General features: G+C 52.0%; 20 protein-coding genes, 2 tRNA genes and 7 pseudogenes. 12 read left to right on the forward strand and 17 right to left on the reverse strand.

The genetic code is table 11. The features are described from left to right. The first annotated feature begins 8 nt into the window (after positions 1-8). Both JCM10550_RS14520 and JCM10550_RS14525 read left to right on the forward strand, forming a co-directional pair. Positions 9-755, forward strand: a complete 747-nt coding sequence (locus JCM10550_RS14520; protein ID WP_245619311.1) for a DUF1786 family protein — start codon at positions 9-11, stop codon at positions 753-755. Between the two features lie 31 nt (positions 756-786). Continuing rightward, positions 787-1,377: a DOMON domain-containing protein gene (locus JCM10550_RS14525; RefSeq protein WP_062400151.1), complete on the forward strand. Its 591-nt coding sequence runs from the start codon at positions 787-789 to the stop codon at positions 1,375-1,377. Positions 1,378-1,384: 7 nt separating this feature from the next. Here JCM10550_RS14525 and JCM10550_RS14530 read toward each other — a convergent pair whose 3' ends face one another. The 9 genes and pseudogenes from JCM10550_RS14530 to JCM10550_RS14570 form a co-directional block, all read right to left on the reverse strand. Next, the gene (locus JCM10550_RS14530) at positions 1,385-1,642 is read right to left on the reverse strand and encodes a hypothetical protein (RefSeq protein WP_062400153.1); all 258 of its coding nucleotides are present in this window, start codon (positions 1,640-1,642) and stop codon (positions 1,385-1,387) included. A gap of 47 nt (positions 1,643-1,689) precedes the next feature. Further along, entirely contained in the window at positions 1,690-2,139 is a 450-nt protein-coding gene (locus JCM10550_RS14535) for a NusA-like transcription termination signal-binding factor (protein ID WP_062400154.1), read from the reverse strand. Position 2,140: 1 nt separating this feature from the next. After that, positions 2,141-2,434, reverse strand: coding sequence for a 50S ribosomal protein L30e (locus tag JCM10550_RS14540; protein WP_062400156.1), 294 nt, complete (start codon positions 2,432-2,434; stop codon positions 2,141-2,143). Between the two features lie 10 nt (positions 2,435-2,444). Continuing rightward, positions 2,445-3,611: a DNA-directed RNA polymerase subunit A'' gene (rpoA2, locus tag JCM10550_RS14545; protein ID WP_062400157.1), complete on the reverse strand. Its 1,167-nt coding sequence runs from the start codon at positions 3,609-3,611 to the stop codon at positions 2,445-2,447. Further along, positions 3,611-6,267, reverse strand: a pseudogene (locus tag JCM10550_RS14550) (DNA-directed RNA polymerase subunit A'). Before JCM10550_RS14550 ends, rpoA2 begins: the two are co-directional and overlap by 1 nt. 16 nt (positions 6,268-6,283) lie before the next feature. After that, positions 6,284-8,133, reverse strand: a pseudogene (gene rpoB / locus JCM10550_RS25335) (DNA-directed RNA polymerase subunit B). Beyond that, a pseudogene (locus JCM10550_RS14560) lies at positions 8,130-9,708 on the reverse strand (DNA-directed RNA polymerase subunit B''). The pseudogenes rpoB and JCM10550_RS14560 overlap by 4 nt, the downstream one beginning before the upstream one ends. Before the next feature lie 21 nt (positions 9,709-9,729). Further along, entirely contained in the window at positions 9,730-9,984 is a 255-nt protein-coding gene (locus JCM10550_RS14565; protein WP_062400159.1) for a DNA-directed RNA polymerase subunit H, read from the reverse strand. A gap of 89 nt (positions 9,985-10,073) precedes the next feature. Next, positions 10,074-10,150: transfer RNA gene (locus JCM10550_RS14570), tRNA-Lys, on the reverse strand. A 192-nt stretch (positions 10,151-10,342) separates the two neighbouring features. Between JCM10550_RS14570 and JCM10550_RS19910 the strand changes: the two genes are divergently transcribed. Next, positions 10,343-10,561, forward strand: a complete 219-nt coding sequence (locus JCM10550_RS19910) for a hypothetical protein (RefSeq protein ID WP_062400161.1) — start codon at positions 10,343-10,345, stop codon at positions 10,559-10,561. Then, the gene (locus JCM10550_RS14580; protein ID WP_218185248.1) at positions 10,515-10,772 is read left to right on the forward strand and encodes a phosphate-starvation-inducible PsiE family protein; all 258 of its coding nucleotides are present in this window, start codon (positions 10,515-10,517) and stop codon (positions 10,770-10,772) included. The genes JCM10550_RS19910 and JCM10550_RS14580 overlap by 47 nt, the downstream gene beginning before the upstream one ends. A gap of 10 nt (positions 10,773-10,782) precedes the next feature. On the opposite strand, the pseudogene JCM10550_RS14585 reads toward JCM10550_RS14580, so the two are convergent. Beyond that, positions 10,783-11,410: pseudogene (locus JCM10550_RS14585) on the reverse strand (response regulator). A 112-nt stretch (positions 11,411-11,522) separates the two neighbouring features. After that, a complete protein-coding gene (locus JCM10550_RS14590; protein ID WP_062400165.1) occupies positions 11,523-11,792 on the reverse strand; it encodes a roadblock/LC7 domain-containing protein in 270 nt (89 codons plus the stop codon). Positions 11,793-12,528: 736 nt separating this feature from the next. Between JCM10550_RS14590 and JCM10550_RS14600 the strand changes: the two genes are divergently transcribed. The 7 genes and pseudogenes from JCM10550_RS14600 (at position 12,529) to JCM10550_RS14630 (ending at position 15,937) form a co-directional block, all read left to right on the forward strand. After that, positions 12,529-12,927 carry a hypothetical protein gene (locus JCM10550_RS14600; protein WP_062400169.1) on the forward strand — a complete coding sequence of 133 codons (399 nt, stop codon included), beginning with the start codon at positions 12,529-12,531 and terminating at the stop codon, positions 12,925-12,927. A gap of 45 nt (positions 12,928-12,972) precedes the next feature. Beyond that, positions 12,973-13,179: a hypothetical protein gene (locus JCM10550_RS14605; RefSeq protein ID WP_062400171.1), complete on the forward strand. Its 207-nt coding sequence runs from the start codon at positions 12,973-12,975 to the stop codon at positions 13,177-13,179. After that, the gene (locus tag JCM10550_RS14610; RefSeq protein WP_062400173.1) at positions 13,172-13,654 is read left to right on the forward strand and encodes a hypothetical protein; all 483 of its coding nucleotides are present in this window, start codon (positions 13,172-13,174) and stop codon (positions 13,652-13,654) included. Before JCM10550_RS14605 ends, JCM10550_RS14610 begins: the two co-directional genes overlap by 8 nt. A 257-nt stretch (positions 13,655-13,911) precedes the next feature. Next, positions 13,912-14,720 (forward strand): annotated as a pseudogene (gene minD / locus JCM10550_RS14615) (cell division ATPase MinD). Positions 14,721-14,738: 18 nt separating this feature from the next. After that, positions 14,739-14,921, forward strand: coding sequence for a hypothetical protein (locus tag JCM10550_RS14620; protein ID WP_062400175.1), 183 nt, complete (start codon positions 14,739-14,741; stop codon positions 14,919-14,921). A 48-nt stretch (positions 14,922-14,969) separates the two neighbouring features. Continuing rightward, positions 14,970-15,045: transfer RNA gene (locus tag JCM10550_RS14625), tRNA-Pro, on the forward strand. Positions 15,046-15,067: 22 nt separating this feature from the next. After that, positions 15,068-15,937 carry a DUF89 domain-containing protein gene (locus JCM10550_RS14630; RefSeq protein WP_062400177.1) on the forward strand — a complete coding sequence of 290 codons (870 nt, stop codon included), beginning with the start codon at positions 15,068-15,070 and terminating at the stop codon, positions 15,935-15,937. Positions 15,938-15,946: 9 nt separating this feature from the next. On the opposite strand, the gene JCM10550_RS14635 is transcribed toward JCM10550_RS14630, so the two are convergent. From JCM10550_RS14635 to rnhB, 4 genes are all read right to left on the reverse strand, one after another. Beyond that, a complete protein-coding gene (locus tag JCM10550_RS14635; RefSeq protein ID WP_157200315.1) occupies positions 15,947-16,594 on the reverse strand; it encodes a tetratricopeptide repeat protein in 648 nt (215 codons plus the stop codon). 276 nt (positions 16,595-16,870) lie between these two features. Further along, entirely contained in the window at positions 16,871-17,140 is a 270-nt protein-coding gene (locus JCM10550_RS25340) for a site-2 protease family protein (protein WP_281175421.1), read from the reverse strand. Then, complete coding sequence (locus tag JCM10550_RS25345; RefSeq protein WP_281175422.1) at positions 17,094-18,122, reverse strand: site-2 protease family protein; 1,029 nt, start codon at positions 18,120-18,122, stop codon at positions 17,094-17,096. Before JCM10550_RS25345 ends, JCM10550_RS25340 begins: the two co-directional genes overlap by 47 nt. Before the next feature lie 58 nt (positions 18,123-18,180). Then, a complete protein-coding gene (rnhB, locus tag JCM10550_RS14645) occupies positions 18,181-18,837 on the reverse strand; it encodes a ribonuclease HII (protein WP_281175423.1) in 657 nt (218 codons plus the stop codon). Positions 18,838-18,878: 41 nt separating this feature from the next. On the opposite strand from rnhB, the pseudogene JCM10550_RS14650 reads away from it, so the two are divergent. Then, positions 18,879-19,546: pseudogene (locus JCM10550_RS14650) on the forward strand (TrkA family potassium uptake protein). Here JCM10550_RS14650 and JCM10550_RS14655 read toward each other — a convergent pair. Together JCM10550_RS14655 and JCM10550_RS14660 are read right to left on the reverse strand one after the other, a co-directional pair. Continuing rightward, a pseudogene (locus JCM10550_RS14655) lies at positions 19,538-20,747 on the reverse strand (NAD(P)/FAD-dependent oxidoreductase). The pseudogenes JCM10550_RS14650 and JCM10550_RS14655 overlap by 9 nt on opposite strands. After that, positions 20,737-20,916, reverse strand: coding sequence for a 4Fe-4S binding protein (locus tag JCM10550_RS14660; RefSeq protein WP_062400185.1), 180 nt, complete (start codon positions 20,914-20,916; stop codon positions 20,737-20,739). The pseudogene JCM10550_RS14655 and the gene JCM10550_RS14660 overlap by 11 nt, the downstream one beginning before the upstream one ends. Positions 20,917-21,056 lie beyond the last annotated feature (140 nt).

A 21,056-nucleotide genomic window follows, 5' to 3' on the forward strand; every position in this document is an offset into this window, starting at 1 on the left:
TGGATTACGTGCAGGAGCTTGGCGTTACGATCACCGACACCCCTCCGGCAGATGCGGTTGTCATCCCTACCGGGGATTATATGAAGGCCGCACTCGAGGAGACCTGTCAGCGGTTTGGTATCGAATATCCCAAACATCTGGCCATTGCGGTGCAGGACCATGGCTACAGCCCGGATATGAGCAACCGGAAGTTCCGGTTCCTGCATATGCGAAAGACGCTGGAGAACGGAAACTGGGACATCAGCTCCCTGATTCAGGACCCGCCGTCCCCCCCGTCCATGACCCGGATGCAGGCCATCCTTGAGACCGAACCTGATGCCCTCGTCATGGATACTGGGGCCGCCGCCGTACTCGGTGCCCTCCAGGACCCGGTGGTCGAGGCCGCACGGGAGCACGGTGTCACCATCGTCAATGCGGGAAACGGGCATACGCTGGCATTCACTATCCAAGGCGATGAAATATGCGGGGGGGTGTTCGAGCACCATTCGCGGGTGTTGATCAATAACGGCAGCTGCCGGGACTACCTCGCAAAACTCCGGAACGGCACGCTGACCAACGAGGAGGTCTTTGACGACCACGGTCACGGGGGGGCTGCCGTGCACCGTGCCTGCGACTCATGCCTCGTCGCCGTCACCGGCCCGAACCGCCGTGAGATTCTCCCGGACGCGTATCAGGCGGCACCGCATGGCGACATGATGCTGACCGGCTGTTTCGGGCTGCTTTCCACATGGATGCAGACCCGGACCCCCCCCTAACCCTTTTATTCTCTATCACCTACAGGTGCCCATGGATGCAGGAAAGATCAGTATCGTATTGCTCATCGCCGTCGCCATTGCCGGATGCATTGATGAACAGCCGGAGACGATTGTAGAGACATCATCGGGCCTGACCGTCTGGACACCGGACGGCGTGATCGCGGCAGATGAATATACCAAATCCTTATCGGTGAATGACGGCCGGTATGTCATCCACTGGAAATCGGTCAATGATACCGTCTATTTTGGTCTTGAGACCACCTCGCCGGGCTGGGCGGGCATCGGGTTTGGCCCGACGAACCGCATGCAGGATGCCGACATTGTTCTGGGCGGCATCGCGGACAATGTCCCGTATCTGTTTGACATGTACTCCACCGGTCCGACCGGCCCGCATCCCCCGGACACTGAGCAGGGCGGGACAGATGACGTCCTGCTCTATGGCGCAGAGGAACGAATGGGAGGGACGGTGTTGGAATTCTCCCGTAAAACGGATACCGGGGACGTGTATGACAACGTGCTGACACCGGGCAAGGAGATCACGATCATCTGGGCGCAGGCGGATTCCGACGAACCGTTCTTCCGGCACAATATCGGGAAGGGCACCACGACGATTGTGCTGTAACCGGTCACTAAAACCCGATATAGACCGACAGCGCAAGAACGGCGTGACAGGCGGCCAGCACCAGGGACAGGACGGCAAAGCGGTAGTGAAGGGCGAACGACGCCCACCGCACCCGTCTCCGGTGCGCCAAAGCAATCGCTGCGGTAGCGATAAACGCGGTCAGGGTCACCAGCCCGACAAGACCCGCCACCGGCAGCCCGAAGACCGTCCGGTATGCGATCTCCTGAATCATGGGTGCATCCCGCCTGACGTGAGGTGCATGCATTCAGCTACACGTATCAGCTGATAATAATTGTTGTAAAAAAGACGGAATTATTCAGCGTCGTCCTGGACGAGCTGAACATTTGCGATATCGTGCTGGCGTTCTGCAAGGCACTTTGCCTTGAAGATATTCTTTCCTGCCTTGCCGATGGCAATGCCGCGGTCTTCTTCAATGACGTCGATAAATGCGACGACTTCTTCCTCTTCATTCTCTTCAAAGAGAATGGAGGTGACGCGTGCCGGAAGGAAACAGTTCTTGAGGAACTGCTCTGCATCGTCGGAGTATTCGACAACCTCGATGCGCTTGCCTAATTCCTCGGATGCCTTCTTGATGCTGGAACCCTGTTTGCCGATTGCACGACCCATCTCGCCGGGGTTGATGACGAAAATCAGGCGTTCGTTTCTGTCGTCAATGATACAGTCTCTGCTGCCGGCACCGGTGAGCTGTTCAAACTCAGCCATCAGCTGAAGGCTCTGTTCATTCAGTACGATTTCTCCCATATTATGCCCTCTTGAGTGTAAGGATGTCTGATTCGCCTGCATCAACAATCGCAAGTGCGCTGACCATGTGAGGCCGTCCGCAGGATTTCCCCAGCATGACGCTTGAACCGTCATAGGTGTAGACGAAGGTGTCCTCTACCCCCCCGGACAGATATTTTACATATTCTTCCGGACAATTCTTCGCAACAACAACCATCTGGGCTGTCTTGTTTTCAATGCATTCTTTGGTTGATTTCTGGCCGCTGAGTACCTTTCCGGTCTTTATTGCGCGGCGCAATGAGCTTTCGAAGTCCATAGTTTTGCTCCTAATTAAATGGTTTTGCAATTAATTTCACATCTCCGGTTCCCAGCTGAATTGGCTGACCGACGATGACATTCTCGGTGACACCCTGAAGGATATCCTCTTCATTTGCTACTGCTGCATCAAGCAGGTGATTGACTGTGACTTCAAACGCTGCACGGGAAAGAACACTCTCTTTCTCACCGGCAATACCATGACGTCCAATCTGTTTGACTTCACCTTCCATGCACATCATATCTGAAACCAGCATGATATGCCGCACATCGACATCGATACCCTGTTCACGTAACGTGCTCAGCGCTTCGTCGATGATTGCGTTTCTGCCAGCCTCGATTCCCAGAACCTCTGATATCTCTGAAATGTTATTTGTCCGCGTACGGGTCATGTCAACACCGTGCACGTTGAATACATCCTTAAGATTTGAGCCTTCGGTATAAAGTATATACTCTCCGCTCTCCTTCCTGACAACGACGCGCTCGATGTCGTCGATACCCTGAACGATGACATCGCGCACATGGTTTGCCAGCTGGAAGAGATTCTGGTAACTCTCGCGATCCTTTGGATAGAAGGTCAGCAGATGATTATCCACGTCCGGTTCTGCTTCAAAGTCCCGGTAATGGCGTTTCTGCCGGATTTTATCGGGGGCCCGTTCAATGATCTCCTCAACGGTGACCTTACGCTTTTCGCAGACTTCCCGGTTGACCTTCACGGTCACCCTCATATGCACGAGATCCGTTGACACATCGCCGAACTCATTGAGGCGGGTTGCCTCAATCTGCCAGCTCACGTCACGGGCACGGTCACGATTATTCGCGAACTCCCCGTTCAGGTAGATGGTCATGGTCGGTGTGGACGGGCTTTTTCGTGCATCCATAATCTCGATTAAACGAGGCAGACCGAGGGTTACGTTAATTTCCGCGACACCCGCATAGTGGAAGGTTCGCATGGTCATCTGAGTACCCGGTTCCCCGATTGACTGTGCGGATATAATGCCTACCGCTTCACACGGTTGGATACGGGTTTGCTGATACTCAACATAGACCTGCTGCATAATCTCTTCAAACTGTTCCGGGGGGGAGATGTCATGACCTTCCATTAATTTTTTCAGGTCAGTCTTTGTTTTTTCCGGGATCGCTGCCGCGTCGATCACCTCAACCATATGTGCGTCCATCAGACCTCCTCCTTTAACACGTTCTCAAGCACACCACGGACATCCACTGGATCTCCGAAACAGGCCTTTGACGGATCGGTACTGTCTTCTCCGTACTGGAACTGAATGATTCGTCCTCCGGTTGTCCGGACGGTCAGATCGTATGCCACCTTCAGATCCTGAAGTGCATTGATCATTCTCCGCTGCAGGTAACCACTCTGTGATGTACGAACCGCAGTATCGACAAGACCTTCACGACCACCGATAGCGTGGAAGAAGAACTCGGTCGGTGTCAGTCCGCTCTTGTAACTGTTGCGCACAAATCCGTGAGCCGGTGCTCCGCGATCTCCGCGTTTGAAGTGAGGCAGGGTCCGGTCTTCGTATCCACGGGTAATACGTTCACCACGTACTGCCTGCTGACCGATACAACCGGCCATCTGGGTCAGGTTCAGCATGGAACCACGCGCCCCCCCACTGACCGCCATGACCACCGCACTGTTGGAGAGACCCAGGTGACGTCCTGCAATCTCACCGGTCTTATCTCGGGCCTTGCCGAGCACCTGCATGATCTGCATCTCCAGCGTCTCTTCGAGCGTACGACCGGGCATCGGTTCGAGCTGCCCTTCTTCATAGATCTGAATACGGCGCTCGACATCAAGCATGGCCTCGTCCAGACCCTCGTCGATCTGTTTGTACTCGATCTTTGAGAGATCTTCGTCGTCGATACCGAAGGAGAACCCGTCGAACATAATGGAACGGATGGAGAGCTTGGTGAAGTCGTCAATAAACTGTGCACCACGTCTCTGCCCGTGCTGCCGGATGGTCCGCTGCAGGATATTTCCTTTGAACGCACCAATCGATTTCTTATCAATCGTGCCGGTGAGCAGCTGTCCGTTTGCGATCTGCACATACGAGTCCTGCTCGCAGTCGCCTTTCTTACAGACATCACAGTCCTTACAGGAACTGGCGCGGTATACGAGGTTCAGATCGTCGGCGAGAATCAGGGAGAATACCTGTTTATTCGACCAGTATTCGATTCCGTTCTCGACCTGCCGGGCTCCGGAAGGTGCTCGGGCGGGTTGAACTTGATGAGTGAGATGACTTCCTCTTTGGTAAACCACCGCAGCGTATGGGTCAACAGGAAGATACCCGAGATGTGATCGTGGATACCGCCGATGATCGGTCCGCCGAAACGCGGTGAGAGAATGTTATTGTAGACGGAACAGAGCATGTGCGCTTCCGCCCGTGCCTCTTCGGTCTGCGGCACGTGCAGGTTCATCTCATCACCATCGAAATCCGCATTGTATGGTGGACATACGGCCGGGTTCAGACGGAATGTGCGCCCGTTCATCAGGATGATCCGGTGAGCCATGATGGACATCCGGTGAAGGGACGGCTGACGGTTGAAGAGCACAATATCGTTGTTTCTCAGCTGACGGTCCACGGTCCAGCCCGGTTCGAGCTGTTCGGCGACGGTCTCACAGGTGAGTTCGTTTAACCGGACCCTCCGGTTGTCGGGCCGGATGGCATAGTTCGCACCGCAGGGTTCGGTCAGGGAGTTCCGGTTGGGTCCCTTGAGCACCATTGCCCGGACTTCTTCGACATTAAACGGCGTGACCCGGATAGGGACACTCATCTCGTTTGCAATCGCAAGCGGGATACCCACTTCACCGATACTCATGTTAGGGTCTGGTGAAATGACCGTACGTCCGGAGAAGTTCACACGTTTACCGGAAAGAGATCCACGGAAACGGCCGTCCTTTCCTTTCAGACGCTGAGAGATGGTCTTGAGCGGTCTGCCGGAGCGGTGTCGGGCAGGCGGACAACCGGCTACTTCGTTGTCCATGTAGGTGGTTACGTGGTACTGTAACAGTTCCCAGAGATCCTCAATGATCAGCTGGGGGGGTGCACCTGCATCCTGATTCTCCTTGAACCGCTGGTTGATACGGATGATATCGACCAGCTTGTGGGTCAGGTCATCTTCCGAGCGCTGTCCGTTCTCAAGAATAATCGACGGTCGCATCGTAACCGGAGGCACCGGGAGTACGGTGATGAGGGTCCATTCCGGACGGGCGACATCGGGGGGGTTGATTCCCAGAAGACGCAGGTCTTCATCGGGTATCTTCTCAAGACGGCCCCGGATGTCGGCAGGGGTCAGCTTGTGATCCACCTTGCGACCGTTTTCGTCGGTCCAGATTTCGGAAAACGTCGTCGGTTTCTCAAAGTTAACCTTGTTCTGCTGGGCGCCGCAGTGGGGGGGGCAGATACGTTCCTTTTTGATGTCCTTTTCGGTAATGACATCCGCATTGCGCTCTTCTTCAGGGCCGAGAATCTTGTAGATCTCGTCCGGACTCAAAAGCAGGCGGCTGCATTCCCGGCAGGAGACACGGAGCAGTTTCCGAATAAGCCGGGTGTATCCGACATGGGTGACGGGTTTGGCCAGTTCGATATGGCCAAAGTGTCCCGGGCAGTCTGACGCCTTGTTTCCACAGGTCTTGCAGCGTAACCCCCCCGGGTCAATGACACCGAGGTGCAGATCCATCAGGCCCTGAGGATAGGGAAATCCGTCATCATCATAGGTGTCTGCCCAGATGATCTTCCGGACACTCATCTTCCGGATTTCTTTTGGTGAGAGAAGACCGAATTCGATCTTTCCCACTCGTTTTGGACTTGGCATATTTTAGAACCCCCCCCTATACCTGGTCCTCCAGGTGCATCCTGGGTGCGATACCCATACTCTTCATCTCATCCAGGAGGAGTTTAAATGCATAACTCATCTCTACCGGATAGATATCGATCTCGTTTCCGCATGCAAGGCAGCGGGTCACGTTCCGGTTCCGGTCAAGGAAGGCGATCATACCGCACTTGGCACAGACAAACTGTTCGACTTGTCAGACTCATCAAGCAGTCTCTCTTTCAAAGCCATTGCCGCGCCATGTCCGATCATGACATCACGTTCCATCTCACCAAATCTGAGACCTCCCTCACGGGCACGTCCTTCGGTTGGCTGACGGGTCAGAACCTGCACCGGTCCGCGGGACCGGGCGTGCATCTTTGAAGACACCATGTGGTAGAGCTTCTGGTAATAGATGACACCGATATAAATATCTGCGTGGAACTGTCTGCCGGTGATGCCGTCCCGCATCACTTCACGGCCGTTGTGGGAAAATCCGAGACTGGCAAGCGAACTTCTCAGGCTTTCTTCCGGCTCTCCGGAGAATGCCGTCGCCTTGATACGTCTGCCTTCGAGGGATCCGACCTTTCCACCCAGCATCTCCAGCATATGTCCGATGGTCATACGCGATGGAATCGCATGCGGTTGATGACAAGGTCGGGTGCAATGCCCGCTTCGGTAAAGGGCATGTTTTCCTGGGGGACAATCAGTCCCACAACACCCTTCTGTCCGTGACGGGATGCGAATTTGTCACCGACTTCCGGGACCCTGAGGTCACGTGTCCGTACCTTGACCAGACGGGAACTGTTCTCTCCCTCGGTCAGGATGACGGTATCGACGATACCCCCCCGTTCGTTGCTTCGCATGGTAACGGAGGTATCACGGCGTTTCTCAACGGTGATCAGTTCACCGGACGGTTCTTCAAGGAACCGGGGGGGCGGTGATGTCTTACCAATAAGGACGTCCTTTTCATGCACGACCGTCTCGGGGGGGTTGATGATGCCGTCGGTGTCGAGGTTCTGGTAGTATTCCGCACCGTGTGCGCCTGCCACTTCCTCGTCCGGGACTTCAATTTTATCGACCTGTCCGCCGGGGGGGTAACGGCGTTCTTCGCGTCATAGGTTCGGAAAAAGTGGGATCGTCCTACCCCCCCACGGTCGATGGATGCCTGATTGAAGATGAGCGCATCTTCAATATTGAACCCTTCGTATGACTGAATGGCAACGACGAGGTTCTGACCGGCAGGCCGGTCGTCAGAGCCGATGATCTCGGATGTCTGGGTATGCACAAGCGGTTTTTGTGCGTAGTGGAGCAGGTGGCCACGGGTATCCGGACGGAGTTTCATATTGGAACAGCCGAACCCGAGTGCCTGTTTGATCATACCTGCACCCATCGTAACACGCGGTGATGCATTGTGTTCCGGGAACGGAACGTGTGCCGCTCCGATACCAAGGATCAGTGCCGGGTCGATTTCAAGATGGGTGTGGTCAGGGGGGGTGATCTCAAACTCATTCATCGCAATGAACAGGTCTTCTTCTTCCTCAGCATCGATATATTCGACAATTCCCCCCCGGGAGACGAGATCCTGAAAGTCAATTTCCCCGGATTTCAGCCACTCGACATCCTCTTCGGTGACCAGAGGTTTGCCTTCCTCGACCACGATCAGGGGTCGGCGGGCACGCCCCCCCGGTCGGTATGGATGATGATGTCCCGGTTGTATTCCTTATACGAGACGTTTACTTCCGGTGACAGTTCGCCCCCCCGTCGCCGCATCTTACGGACCCGTGCGACCATCTCGTTGGGCGCATCAGACAAACCGATCAGTGCACCGTCGACAAACACACGGGATTTCTTCGAAGCTTTGCTCATAATACCTCCCGTTTCAGTTCTTCCACACCCAGGTTGTAGAGTGTTTTATTGACCACCTGCGCATCGGGGGGGACTCCTTTGGAGATCTCCACTAACTGTGCGAAGTTCTTTACCAGACCACAATTCGGACCTTCCGGTGTCTCGGATGGACAAATCCGGCCCCCATTGGGTCGGGTGTAAATCACGAGCCTCGAAATGTGGCTGTGAACGTGACAGAGGAGAGATAACCCTTCTCAGGTGGGATACGACAGCCATGTGATCGATTCTGTCAAGCAGTTGGGATACACCGGTACGTCCGCCAACCCAGTTTCCGGTGGCAAGCGGGTGGAGCAGACGTTCGGTCAGCACATCCGCACGGACTGCGGTGCCGATAGAGAGGTCACGGTGTCGCATGCTGGCACGCTCAAGCTGATACTTGACATCACGGGTCAGACGGTTTAAGGAGATACGGAAGAGATCCTCCATCAGATCCCCCCCGGCAAGCTTGAGCCGCTTGTTGGAGTAGTGATCCTTGTCATCAATTCTCCGGTTTTCCAGCACCAGGTCAAAGCATGCCTCTGCCATCCGTCCCAGGAAGTATCCCTTTGCGAGTCTGACACCCTCAACTGCCTGCTGGTATCCGGGGGGGTCCTCTTCCTTGAGGCCTTCCGGCATCAGATAGTTCAGGTGGGGAAGCAGATAGTTGTCGAGTACAAACTCTGCACGTTTGCGCTGATAATCCCGCGTCTGGTTTGGCGCGAGTTTTTTGCCGACGTACATGATCCCTTCTTCGGTGTCGTCGCATTCGCTCTCTTCGAGGTTCTGCATCATGAAGGTCAGGATCTGTTCATCGTCGGAGACCGCATGCACGATGTCAAGGTCATTGCCCAGTCCCAGCCCACGCATCAGGTCGACATACCTGAGGTGGCCGGCAACGGACGGGAAGGAGACTTCGAGCAGGTTTTTCCGGTTTCGTTCAACAATGACCAGAGCACGATATCCACGGAACTGGGAGAACACCTTTGCAACATAGATTCTCTCGCTGTAGCGCTCCGTGTATTCGGTCATGATCTTGTTGGAGGCAAGGTCCTCCAGTGTCATTAAGACACGTTCCGACCCGTTCACGATGAAATATCCGCCGGGGGGGTCGTGAGAGTCCTCACCGTAACTGATCCGTTCTTCGTCGGACATGCCATGCAGATTGCAACTCTGCGAACCGATCATTACCGGAAGCTGGCCGATGGTTGTTACCACGGGCTCCTGGCGTTCCTCACCCTGAACCAGCACCATGTCGAGTTTGATTGGTGCGGCATAGGTCAGATTTCTCAGTCGCGATTCACAGGGAAACAGACCGGACTGGGACCCGTCCGCTTCTCTGACAACTGGTTTTAATACTTCTATCTTTCCGAGTTCAACCCACACGGGGGGGTCGTTGTCCTTACCCCCCCGCTGGCCGATATCAGTCTCAATAATCCGCTGTTCATCTACAACTTTCTGGAGGTTAAAATCCAGGAAATTGTTGTATGAATCCAGCTGATGACGTGCTACGTGTTCTCGTGAAAAATAGGCTGAAGATAATACGTTTGTATCAAGCAGAGAGATCACCCTCAATAAGTTTTATTTTTTCGGCCTCTTGACAACCATCCGGAATGATTCCGCACGGCCTGCCGTCTGGCTGTTTCTTACAATTCGAATAACATCATTGACACTTCCGCCAATCGTCTTCACAGCTGGATCATCATGATAGATTTTGGGCAACTGGTCGTAGTTGATCTGATACTTCTGCAGAAGATCGTCTACTTCCTCCCGGGTCATTACGTGATGTTCAGGAACCATCACATGTTCAATTACAGGAAAGTCTTTGGTGTCCATCTAACGCCCCCCTAATAATCAGTATCTGATTCATTTTCAGATGCATCACCGCAAAAAATTACACATTGCGCCACATGCCTTTGTGGCGACGGGCCCAGAGGGATTTGAACCCCCCCCGACCACCTGGTTAAAAGCCAGGCGCTCTTCCTGGCTGAGCTATGGGCCCGAGTTACTGATCGAATCAGTATACTAAGTGGGACGCATATATATATAAAACTATCTGCTTTTTAAATACGAAATCGGATCATTCCCTTCCGGGGGGGGACAAATCCCGCGCATGTCTGCACCCCCCCGTGAGTATAAATAGGATGATACCGAAAATCTTCAAAATGCATCATAATTCGGAGGAATTCACGGGATGAAAGGAGAATCTGATCGAATTGAAGGAAAAATTGTCGATATTCTGGGTTCCGGGACATACCTGATCTATGTGTTCATCGCCGTCATCCTGCTCATCCTCGCCGCGCTGTCACTTCTCGATGCGGTTACCGGATTCGGGGGTGATGCTGGCCGGGTCAAAGGAGGCAGGTATGATGGACGCCCTGCACGCAGTGCTGCTGACCATCATCATCATTGAGATTCTGGAGACGGTGACCGGCTATCTGCGTACCCATACCATACAGATTCGTCCCATCCTGATTGCGGGCATCACCGCCATGGTCAGACGGCTGCTCTTCTTTGATACGGAACCGCTGACCGCGCTTCTGCTCGGAGAGGTTGTCCTCGCAATCATCGCGGTACTGATCCTTACGATTGCCATCGTCTACATGGGAAAGGATGAAAAATAGGATGTCCGGGTTAGTTTTTCAGATGGAGATACTCTTTTGAGATCTGTTCCAGACGTTCTTCCTGGAACTTGATACTCATCCCATGCTCTCGATTGCCTGCTGAATATTTTCCCCGACCTTCACGTTGGAGTCATTGATATTGTAGGTGGACTCCAGAATCTTCAGAAGACGGCGGGAGACGTCCGCACTCTTGCTCAGCCGTTCATACTCTTCAATGATCTGTGCATCGGTGCCTTTGCCCCTTGCCTCTTCAATATCCTTATTGATTTTTTCCTGACGTTTTAGGACATATTCGATGGCATCATAGAGCTGACGGTGGGTGGTCGGCTTCATGATATAATCTTCAATATATGCGCCGTATTCCTGTGCTTCGTCAGGTGTCAGCTGTTTGGCTGTAAGCATCATCACCGGGACATTGGCCGTCGATGCATTCATCTTGATATTCTCAAGGGTCTCCCAGCCGTCCATCGGCTCCATCATAATATCCAGAAGAATCAGATCCGGTTTGACATCCTCTAAGACTTCCAGACATTCATTCCCACTGTATGCTGCAATAGGACGATACCCCCCCGCTCAAGCATCGCAACAAACACATCAACGATCATCGGGCTGTCATCAACGATTAGAATTGTATACATATTTATTCCTCCCCCCCAATATTATTCGCAATAACTGCCAGTTCCCTTTTCAGTGATTGTATATCAGCTGATTTATTAATAATTACCGTTATTAGATTATCCTTTCCGGCACTCAGGACGATAATCCCCCCCCGTCGTCCCCCCCTTCGACAAAAACAGACGCCGGACGGGAAAAATGCAGCATACTTGCCGCTGCCTCGGCAGAGCCGATCACCGTCGCACTCATGGCTGCAAAAGAGGGGGCTGAAAGACAGTTCTCGATTCTTTTTTCCATGAGAGCACCGGTACGTGAAACGACTGCACATCCTGAAACGCCATCAAGGGCCATGCATTCATCCAGATGTGCTGCAATCTGTTTCTTAACTAAAGATATATTACTCACGCCAATGTCTCCGGGTAAATGGAACGGATAAATTCAGATTGGATTCCATATCACATATATCTATTTAATATTCGGCCGTGGTGACGTGGATTGGCATCGTCCGTTATGCCGGCACCGATGCCGATCCAAAAAAAGAGGGACGGACAACAGGTTTATTACATCAGGATTTTAATTTTTAAATAGTATGCAATTGCTCGGGGGACGCTGCATTCCGTTAAGAAAGCTATTCAGCCATCTGTTCTGTTCAAAGAAATTTCTGAACAAAAATTTACCGGGCATTGCAATATATATCTCAACTCAGGCACCGCATCCGCCGTATTCAGGGACGGCAGGTGTATACTGGCAAAAGCAGGACAATTCTGTGGATTTGAAGCGTTTAAACGGATTGAACTGGACTCATCCGATGTTTATGCAGAACTGTATGTATTTACCGAGACCCAGGTCGGACTGAGCATCGAATTTAATGCGGATTGCACCGTGGTCTTTCCCAAAAAAACCCCTCCGCCTGTAAAAAGGGAGGAGAAAGAGGCACTATCCAAATCTAAAATCATGGCGGAAGTCAAGAGGCAGCAACTCTCCAGTGAAACAATCGGGCCGGACTCCGCAACGGATGTCAACACGTTTTTTGAATTCCGACCTGCGGTAAATCCCAAAATCATCAAACCGAAGAGTAATTTCCAACTGCCCCCCCCGGGGTAAGTTCGTCGCCATTCAAAAGTCCGTTCCGCTTCTGGATGTGATCCGTTCTGCTGAAGAGAAGAACTTCACCGGATACATGGTCATTGATATCGGTATGCGGAAAGTGTCTACGATCTACCGCAAGGGCATGTGCATTATGATTGACTATCCTCCCAAGTACGGAGAAGAGGCTGTCGGGGGGGACATCCAGCAGGAACTGGAAAAGAGGGTGACGGCCGAACTCTATGACCTGTCCCATCAGCAGATGGATCTTGCACTGGAATTCAATGAAGGCTACTGGGCTAATAACTGGATCAAAGGCACCGGAGTATCGATCACCGCAATCTCAAAGGAAATTATTGAAGAGAAACGCTCGATCATCGAAGAGCCCGGAGAGGAGAATGTCGGGGGGGATCTCGGCAGCACCGCCGCCCCCGGAAGAGATCCCTTCGTATGAACACCTGACCTGGCGGATATCATTGAACGGTCCGGGGGGGCTGGCATGGGGGGGATTCCGGATGATGGGGGGGGAGAGGAACCGGATGAATTTGCGCAGGAGGTCGACACCCTTGAACATATGGATATGGGACTGATGGAATCCCGGATACGGGACAATTTCAAAGATGTGATCAAAGAACTGGATCTCGATTACCTGATTGTGGACACAAAATCTGAAAAAAAACGGAACGGGGGGGAGATACATGATTGAAGAGAGTTATCTAATAATTCTGGGTGTCGTAATTGTCATCCTGTTTATTGCACTGATTATTCTGACCTACAAGGTGTTTGATCTTCAACATCAGATGGCAGAGGGAAACAAACCGAACATTCCGGAAGAAAAACCCGCACAAACAAAGACCGCACAAAAAGACGAACGCCGGGAAGAGCCAAAGCCGGAACCGAAGATTGCGGAACCCAAAAATGCCATCATTCGCGATATCAATCTCACCGAGGGTATCTCTGACATCGGGGGGGAAAGCATGAAACGCTATACGCTTAAGTATCATCTTGATTCAGCAACGCTGGCATCAGTGGACGGGTTTTCCATCGCTTCATCCCATGCAGACAGTGAACGGGAAGCGGCGAATCTTACCGCACGCTACCAGGAAAATGGCATGACCGAGATTGGAGATACGCATATCACCCCCCCCTCAGTTACCGGGGGGGTGAAGAGATTCTTTTGATATTCAGAACTTCTCAGCAGGTCACCAAAGAGCGGGCGGACATGATGATACGGGATGGAAGGTCAATCCTCTCCCATTGGCTATAAGTATTTAAAGATTGTTTTGACATCACCAAAACAATATATAATAATTTGGGAAATCCTAAATACTGTGGCAGCTCCCCCCCTCTCTTATTTTGATCTGCAATAATCCATACCTATTAAGTAATACAAAATCACTAATTTACTGCGTACAATCCACGAATTTGGGAGGTATTCATGGTTAAAGTTTACACGATTGCGTCAGGAAAGGGGGGGGAACAGGTAAGACCACGACGTCGGCTAACCTTAGCACATGCCTTGCAGAACTAGGGAAAGAGACGTATGTGATGGATGCCGACATGGGGATGGCAAACCTTGGTATTGTCATGGGGGGGCTGGAAGATGTCCCGATCACCCTTCACGAAGTGCTTGCAGGCAATGCAAAGGTGTCTGAAGCGGTCTATGAAGGGGGGGCATTTGGTGTCAAGGTCGTTCCGAGCGGTATATCCCTAAAAGGATTTCAGAACGCTGATCCCGACAAACTGCGGGATGTGATGCGTGAACTGATAGGGAAATGTGAATTTCTTGTTATCGATGCACCCGCAGGCATCAGTCGGGACGGGGGGGTTATTCCGCTCGCCATTGCAGACGAAGTGATTCTGGTGGTGAATCCTGAATTGTCGTCTATGGTGGATGCACTGAAGACGAAGATACTGACCGAACTGGTGGGGGGGGAAGTGTAAAGGGGGGGCAATACTCACCCGTGCCACGATGGAAAACACCGAAGTATCAAAACAAAAAATGGAAGAGGTGTTGGGGGGGTGAAGGTCATCGGGATCATACCCGAGGATCCGAATATTCGCAGGGCGTCGGCATATAAAACACCCATCGTGGTAAAATATCCGAATTCCGATGCGGCAAAGGCATACCGGAGAATTGCAGCAAACCTTGCCGGGACCACCTATGCTGACACTTCCGAAGTTGAAGCATCACGGGAGAGTTTCATTGACCGACTGGCACGTTCCATATTCCGAGGGAAAAAATGATAGTTACAAGCGCAGAAGATGATGCTGATCTTATTCGGTGTCGTGATCGTTTTTCTTCTTTTTGTCGTAAAACTGATGCACACCCGTATCAATCAGCTGTTGAAAGAGATGAACAGCCTTAATGGAAAAGTAAACCTGACCTCAAATGAGATTGAGGAGCTGACAAAGAACGTCAAGGAATTTAAAGATATTAAATTCTGATTTTCAAAAAGGAAGTTAGATAAAGAATGCGAACAGACTCTATAGAGCGGGGCCATAGGGTAGCCTGGACCATCCTAGGAGACTGGGGGGTCTTCTGACCTGCGTTCGAATCGCAGTGGCCCCCATTTTATTTTTGGAACGTTTTTATGAAGATTACTGAGTCTTGTTTTGAATGCCTGCTTTCCCGCATCGCATATGAATGTGATCTCGTCTGCAGAGATCCCGAAAAAACCGCGGAAATCACCGAAAAATGCCGGAATCTTCTCACCGAACTGTGTAGAGAGGACCGGGCGGCCCCTCAGATATCAAGCAGGATTCACCGGCTTGCGTATGAGGAGGCAGGGTCTGTTGATCCGTATCACGCATTGAAAGCAAAAGACAATGCAGATGCGCGCAACGCCTGTGAACACCTGATCACCGGCGATATGGGGGGGTTTCGCGACCTCTGCCTCGCCGCGATCATCGGAAATACCCTTGACTACGGGTCCCGGGAACACACGGTGACCGACAACCTTGCTCTGCATTTCAGAAATGAATTTGAACAGGGTCTGACCATTGACGATACGGATGAGATACTGGCCCTTTCCGACCGGGTGGTCTTCTTCTGCGACAACTGTGGAGAGATCATCTTTGATTCCTACCTGATCCGGTTCCTGAAGGACCAGGGGGGGTCCCATGTCACCGTGGTCGTCCGCGGCGGGCCGATTATCAATGACGCGACATGGGAGGATGCCCATACCGCAGGAATCGATACCGTCTGCGACGTGCTTCTGACCAATACCCATGGTATTGCCGAACTTGGGTATAATCCTGCACTGGCACCCGAAGAGCTGCAAAACGCAATCGAACGTTCCAGCCTTATTATTGCAAAGGGCATGGCCAATTACGAATCCCTGACCGAGATCGAGGGACTGCCCCCGGTTGCATACTGTATGACGGTAAAGTGTGTCCCGATTGCAGATTCCATCGGGGGGGTAGAGAAAGGCTCACGCATTGCCATGCTCAGATATCAATAATTTTTATCATTATTTTCTGTCTGAATGGTTGCGATACGGTTTGTCGAAGACTTCATTCCATGTCGTTTCCAAGACGTAGTATTCCATCATCTCAACGACACGCTGATTTTTGGGAGACAGTTCATATGCCTCTTCCAGTATCCTTCCCGCCTCTTCCTGATTCCCCAGCTGGATGTAAAGCCGGGTCATCTCAAGCAGGATGTCAATATTTTCCGGGTCCATCCGGTATCCCCGCAGAAGCAGTTTCAGCGCTTTCCCGGAATCCCGTTCAATTCGTCCGAGGTAATACCAGAGTGCCGGCTGATTGGGTTTTAACCGGATGGCAGTCTTCAGGGCATCTGAAGCCTTATCCGTTTCACCAAGGTTCAGAAGACAGATACCGATTCCCAGCCAGACCTCTCCATCGGGATTTTTAATCTTATTCGCCTGATGAAAGCACTTGAGAGAATCGGTATAGTTTTCCAGGCGCATCAGTGCGGTTCCCATATTCAGCCATGCACGAAAATTCCCTGGTTCATTATCGGCAGCCCTGCGATAATAGTAATAGGCCTCTTCGTAATTTCCCAGCGCCAGATACACATTGCCTTTTCCGATTAAAAATCCGGATTTCCGGCAGTGTATCAAGGGCGGAATTAATGAACTGCATCGCCTCTTCAAACTGATTGATCTTCAGATGGACGATGCCTTCGTTATACCAGCCAAGGGCATATAGTTTATTTGCCGGGATTCTCGACATAGGTGGAAATACCTGTTCCTGTACTGATACTTCTGTATTACCTAATTATTATACATAAGCATCGTTTGTGGGTGATGGAGGGTCAGATGCAGATGCATCCGGTCCTGTTGTTTCTTCGAGCGGGAAGTATCTGAATTAACCAAAGATGTATGGAATTACCAGCAGCAGCAGGATCACGGCGATCATAAACGAACTGATCAACGACACCACGACGGAGACCAGATCACTGCGACCCCCCGTTTTTCAAAGAACCGGGTCACGCCCTCCTGCATGATATATCCGCCGTCCAGGGGGGGAATAAACGGGAGTGCATTGAATGTCCCGACTGCCAGATTGAACCAGAACGTCCAGAACAGTATCTGAATAACGCCCCCCCAGAATCCGGTAAAGGGCACCTCCCACATCTCCATATATGGCACATCAAACGCAAGGATGCCCAGGTTCAGGCTGTCGTCCTCGATGACCATGTTGATCGGTACGTAGAGCAGAAGCAGGGGGCCGAGGGGGGCTTTTTACGAAATTACTGAATATCTGTTCAGCTGATTCGGGTGAATAGTAGGTGACTCCCATAAACCCGCTGGATCTATTGTCGAGCTCTTCGGGCCACTCCCCCCCCAGAATCAGGGTATGCTCAGAGGAGACTCCGCCCTTCAGCGTCGTTATCGTCAGGGTATCTCCGGGAACCGTCTGCTGCAGCAGGTCTGACACATCGGTTCTGGACTCCACGTGGACTCCGTCGATGGCATCGATCACGGAATCAGGAGATATGCCCGCCAGACCGGCGGGGTAATCCTTATACACTCCCTGGATCATGGGCACAGACGAGGGAGTTGCCATTCCCAACAACAGGACAATGGCCACAAAACAGATCAGGGCAACAACAAGATTGTTGGTGATACCGGCGCCATACATCCGTATCTTTGCAGAACGCGGGGCTTTTTCCACCTCTTCTTCATCAGGTTCCACAAAGGCACCGATGGGAATGACCGCAACGAGGATGCCGGTGCTCTTCACTTTGATATCCTCAACCCTGCAAAGAATTGCATGTCCGAACTCATGGACGACCAGGGTCAGGAAAAACCCGATAATGACGGCCAGTGTGATGGGAATGAAATCATTGACACCGGGGGGGATGGCGAGAATATTCTGCGGTTCATAAATCCCTACCGGTGAAGGGGGATTCATCATCGAATTGTAGACCGCAAGCAGGAGGAGTGCAGACATCAGTATGGAGATCACGACCACGAGGATGGCGCCGAGTGTCCCGTAGCCACGCCAGAACCGGGCCTGTCGTCTGAAAAAATCAAAAAATCCTACATTGTCTGTCTTCAGTGCAAGAATCGGTCCATAAAAGGTGACATGCGCCTCCCACAGGTGTGCATACTTGATATAACCAGCAACAAGGGCATAGATAATAACTGCAATAATGCCGATTAAAAGCCAATCCATTCAGTATATCGTTGGCTTCAGTGATTATAAAAACCGTTGCATGGCACCTGTGATATCTTCAGAAATCAAATATCGTGGGCTGTGAGAGGCGGTTCATGATTCTCCGTGTCGTCTCCCAGGACGCACGTGCACAGGATGGCGGGTGACCGGATTCTGCGATATAGGTCTCCAGAAACCGTATGGTAACCGCGTCCGACGGGTAGCCGCTCCCGAAATTTCCGAACTCTTCATGCAGACGCTCAATGCACCGGTCTCGTGTTACCTTTGCAACAACGGATGCGGCACTGACGATCGGGTAGCGTGCATCCGCTTTATGTTCGGCTACAATGGCATCTGTTCTTTTCCCGGTATATCCGGCAACCGTCCTGCCGTATCGTTCGGCATTGACATCACAGGCATCAACATATGCCGTATCACAGGACAGCTTGCAGATGACCTCCGCATGTGCCCGTGCAACGATCACATTCATGGACATTTCTGCGCGGAGACGGTCGATCTCCTCTGCAGATAGAATGATCGTGGCAGTGACAAAGTGTTCCGTGATCTCGTCATACAGGAATTCCCGGCGTTTGCGGGAGAGAGTTTTCGAATCGGCAACGCCGGTTAATGCGACTTCGTCCATATCACGGGCAGATACTCCGCCAACAACCATCGGGCCCAACACCGGCCCTTTTCCGGCTTCATCAATACCGCATATCACGTAGATAATGTTCAATCCACAACCTATATCAATGGGTGTGGCGGATACCCATTTTGATGTATGTCATCATCATTGGTCTCGGAGGTATCGGCAGGGCACTTGTGGCCATGTCGGTTGAAAATGGAAATTCTGTGGCGGTTATCGATCACGATGAGGGACGCTGCAACGAGATTATCGACCATTATGATGTCCTTGCTATTGCCGGAAATGCCACCGACAAATCCATTCTTCTGGATGCGGGTATTGAACGTGCACAGGCACTGGTTGCCACCACCAGTGACGACGCGGTAAACCTGATGGCCTGCTGGCTGGCAAAAAAGTTTGCTGTGCCGAATGTCGTCTCCATCGTTAACCAGAATCAGCATTCTGAGATGTTCAAAGAGGTGGGCGTGCATATCAGTGAAAATCCTGATGAACTCGTTGCGGAACGTCTGTATTTCTGGTCAGATAACACTGACCTTCATCAGCTGGCGTCCATACCGGGGGGTCCATCTTTGAAGTCGATGTGGATGATGACGCTCCCATGATCGATCATGAAATCAAAGAGCTGGATGTAGCGGACTTCGTATTCATCGCGATTAAACGGGAGAAGGGAGATATCATCATCCCCCCCAGCGGCAAGGTGCGTATCCGCAAGGGCGACAATATCATTGTCTTCACCAAGAAGGATGCAGAAAAAGAGTGTTTGAATATTCTCAACCGGCAGCTGAAAAAATCAGTCTAACAGCCGTCTGAGGGTTCCGATATCTTTTAACAGCCATGGATTGTATTTGACCAGTTCCCGGATGAGGTACTTGGTATCAAATATCTCCATGTCAAGTTTATTCACTGACTTTACGATGGAGTTCAGTTTTTCATCCTTGAGTTTAATGAATATCTCTTTCACCTGATAGTTGCGCTTCAGGCCTTTTCCCATCTTGGAACAGCGCCACTCGGTGTCATATCTCATCAAAGCCTTTTTGCTGCAGTCCCCCCCTGCTGCAATGGATTCTGCTGCAACCTCGCCTGCCAGCTTTCCGGTGTACATCGCATTGATGATGCCGCCGCCGGTTATCGGATCACTCAGGCGTGCCGCATCGCCCACGATGATGAGCCCGTCTGCGACCGTGCATTCCAGTGGCTTGCACGCCGAGACGCCGCCGGCCATCAACTCGATGATCTTGCCGTTCGGCAGGTGTTCTGCAATGAAGGCGTCCAGGTAGTCTTTCGGACGCTTGCCGTCTTTGCACATCTTTCCGGATATACCGATACCGACATTGGCGGTTTTTTCGCCTTTGGAGAAGATCCAGACATATCCTTCCGGTGCCACATCACGGCCGAGGTAGAAGGCATTCAGACCGGAGTCGATGTCAATATCGGTCATCAGGTACTGCACACAGGTCTCAATCTCTGCCATGGGAACGGTTGTGTCGATACCGCACCAGCGGGCAAACTTGGACTCGACACCATCTGCGGCGATCACGATGTCAGCGAGTACTTCGACGGTTTTGCCACCGGTCTCGATGACAGCGCCGCAGACCTTGCCGTCCCGAATGATCGCACTGCTTGCCCGTGACTTGACAAATACGTCACAGCCGGCGTTGGCCGCTTTCCAGACCAGTTCCCGGTCAAATATTTTCCGGTCCAGTACATAGCCGACTTCATTCCCCCGCCATTTCGGGGGGGTTCAGTTCAAGCACCTGGCCGTCCGGGGGGGCAACGAGCTGGGCGCCATTAATTTTTGATGAGATCCATTTGGGGGGGTCAAGGTCCACGAGTTCAGAGATCTCCTGTCCCACACCCTCTGCACAGCGTACCGGTGCACCGATCGCCGGGCGTTTCTCAATAATGCAGCAGGTAAGTCCTGCTTCTGCAACCGCCTTACCGGCCATTGCCCCGCCGGGGGGGCCTCCTCCGATGATCAACACATTATACTTACTCTGCATTCTTCACCTCCAGAGCGCCGAGAGGACATATTCGGGAACATATACCGCATTCTATACAGGTTTCCGGATCAACAGTAAGGTAAGCATCTACCAGTTCGAGTGCACCTTCCGGACAGACCGAAACGCAGGCACCGCAGTAGCCGCACACTTCCCTTTTGATGACAAGCATTTTGAATACTTTGATCATTACGAAGTATAACCCTTCCTTTCAGGAGAGGCAGGAGATTAAAAAAGATACTGCTATTTTCCTGTTAAGCGGTGAAGTACGCATAAAACCCATTCCGAAACTGGAAATTCTCACACCCGGTA

The sequence above is a fragment of the Methanogenium cariaci JCM 10550 genome, assembly GCF_001315945.1.
GTDB lineage: Archaea > Halobacteriota > Methanomicrobia > Methanomicrobiales > Methanomicrobiaceae > Methanogenium > Methanogenium cariaci.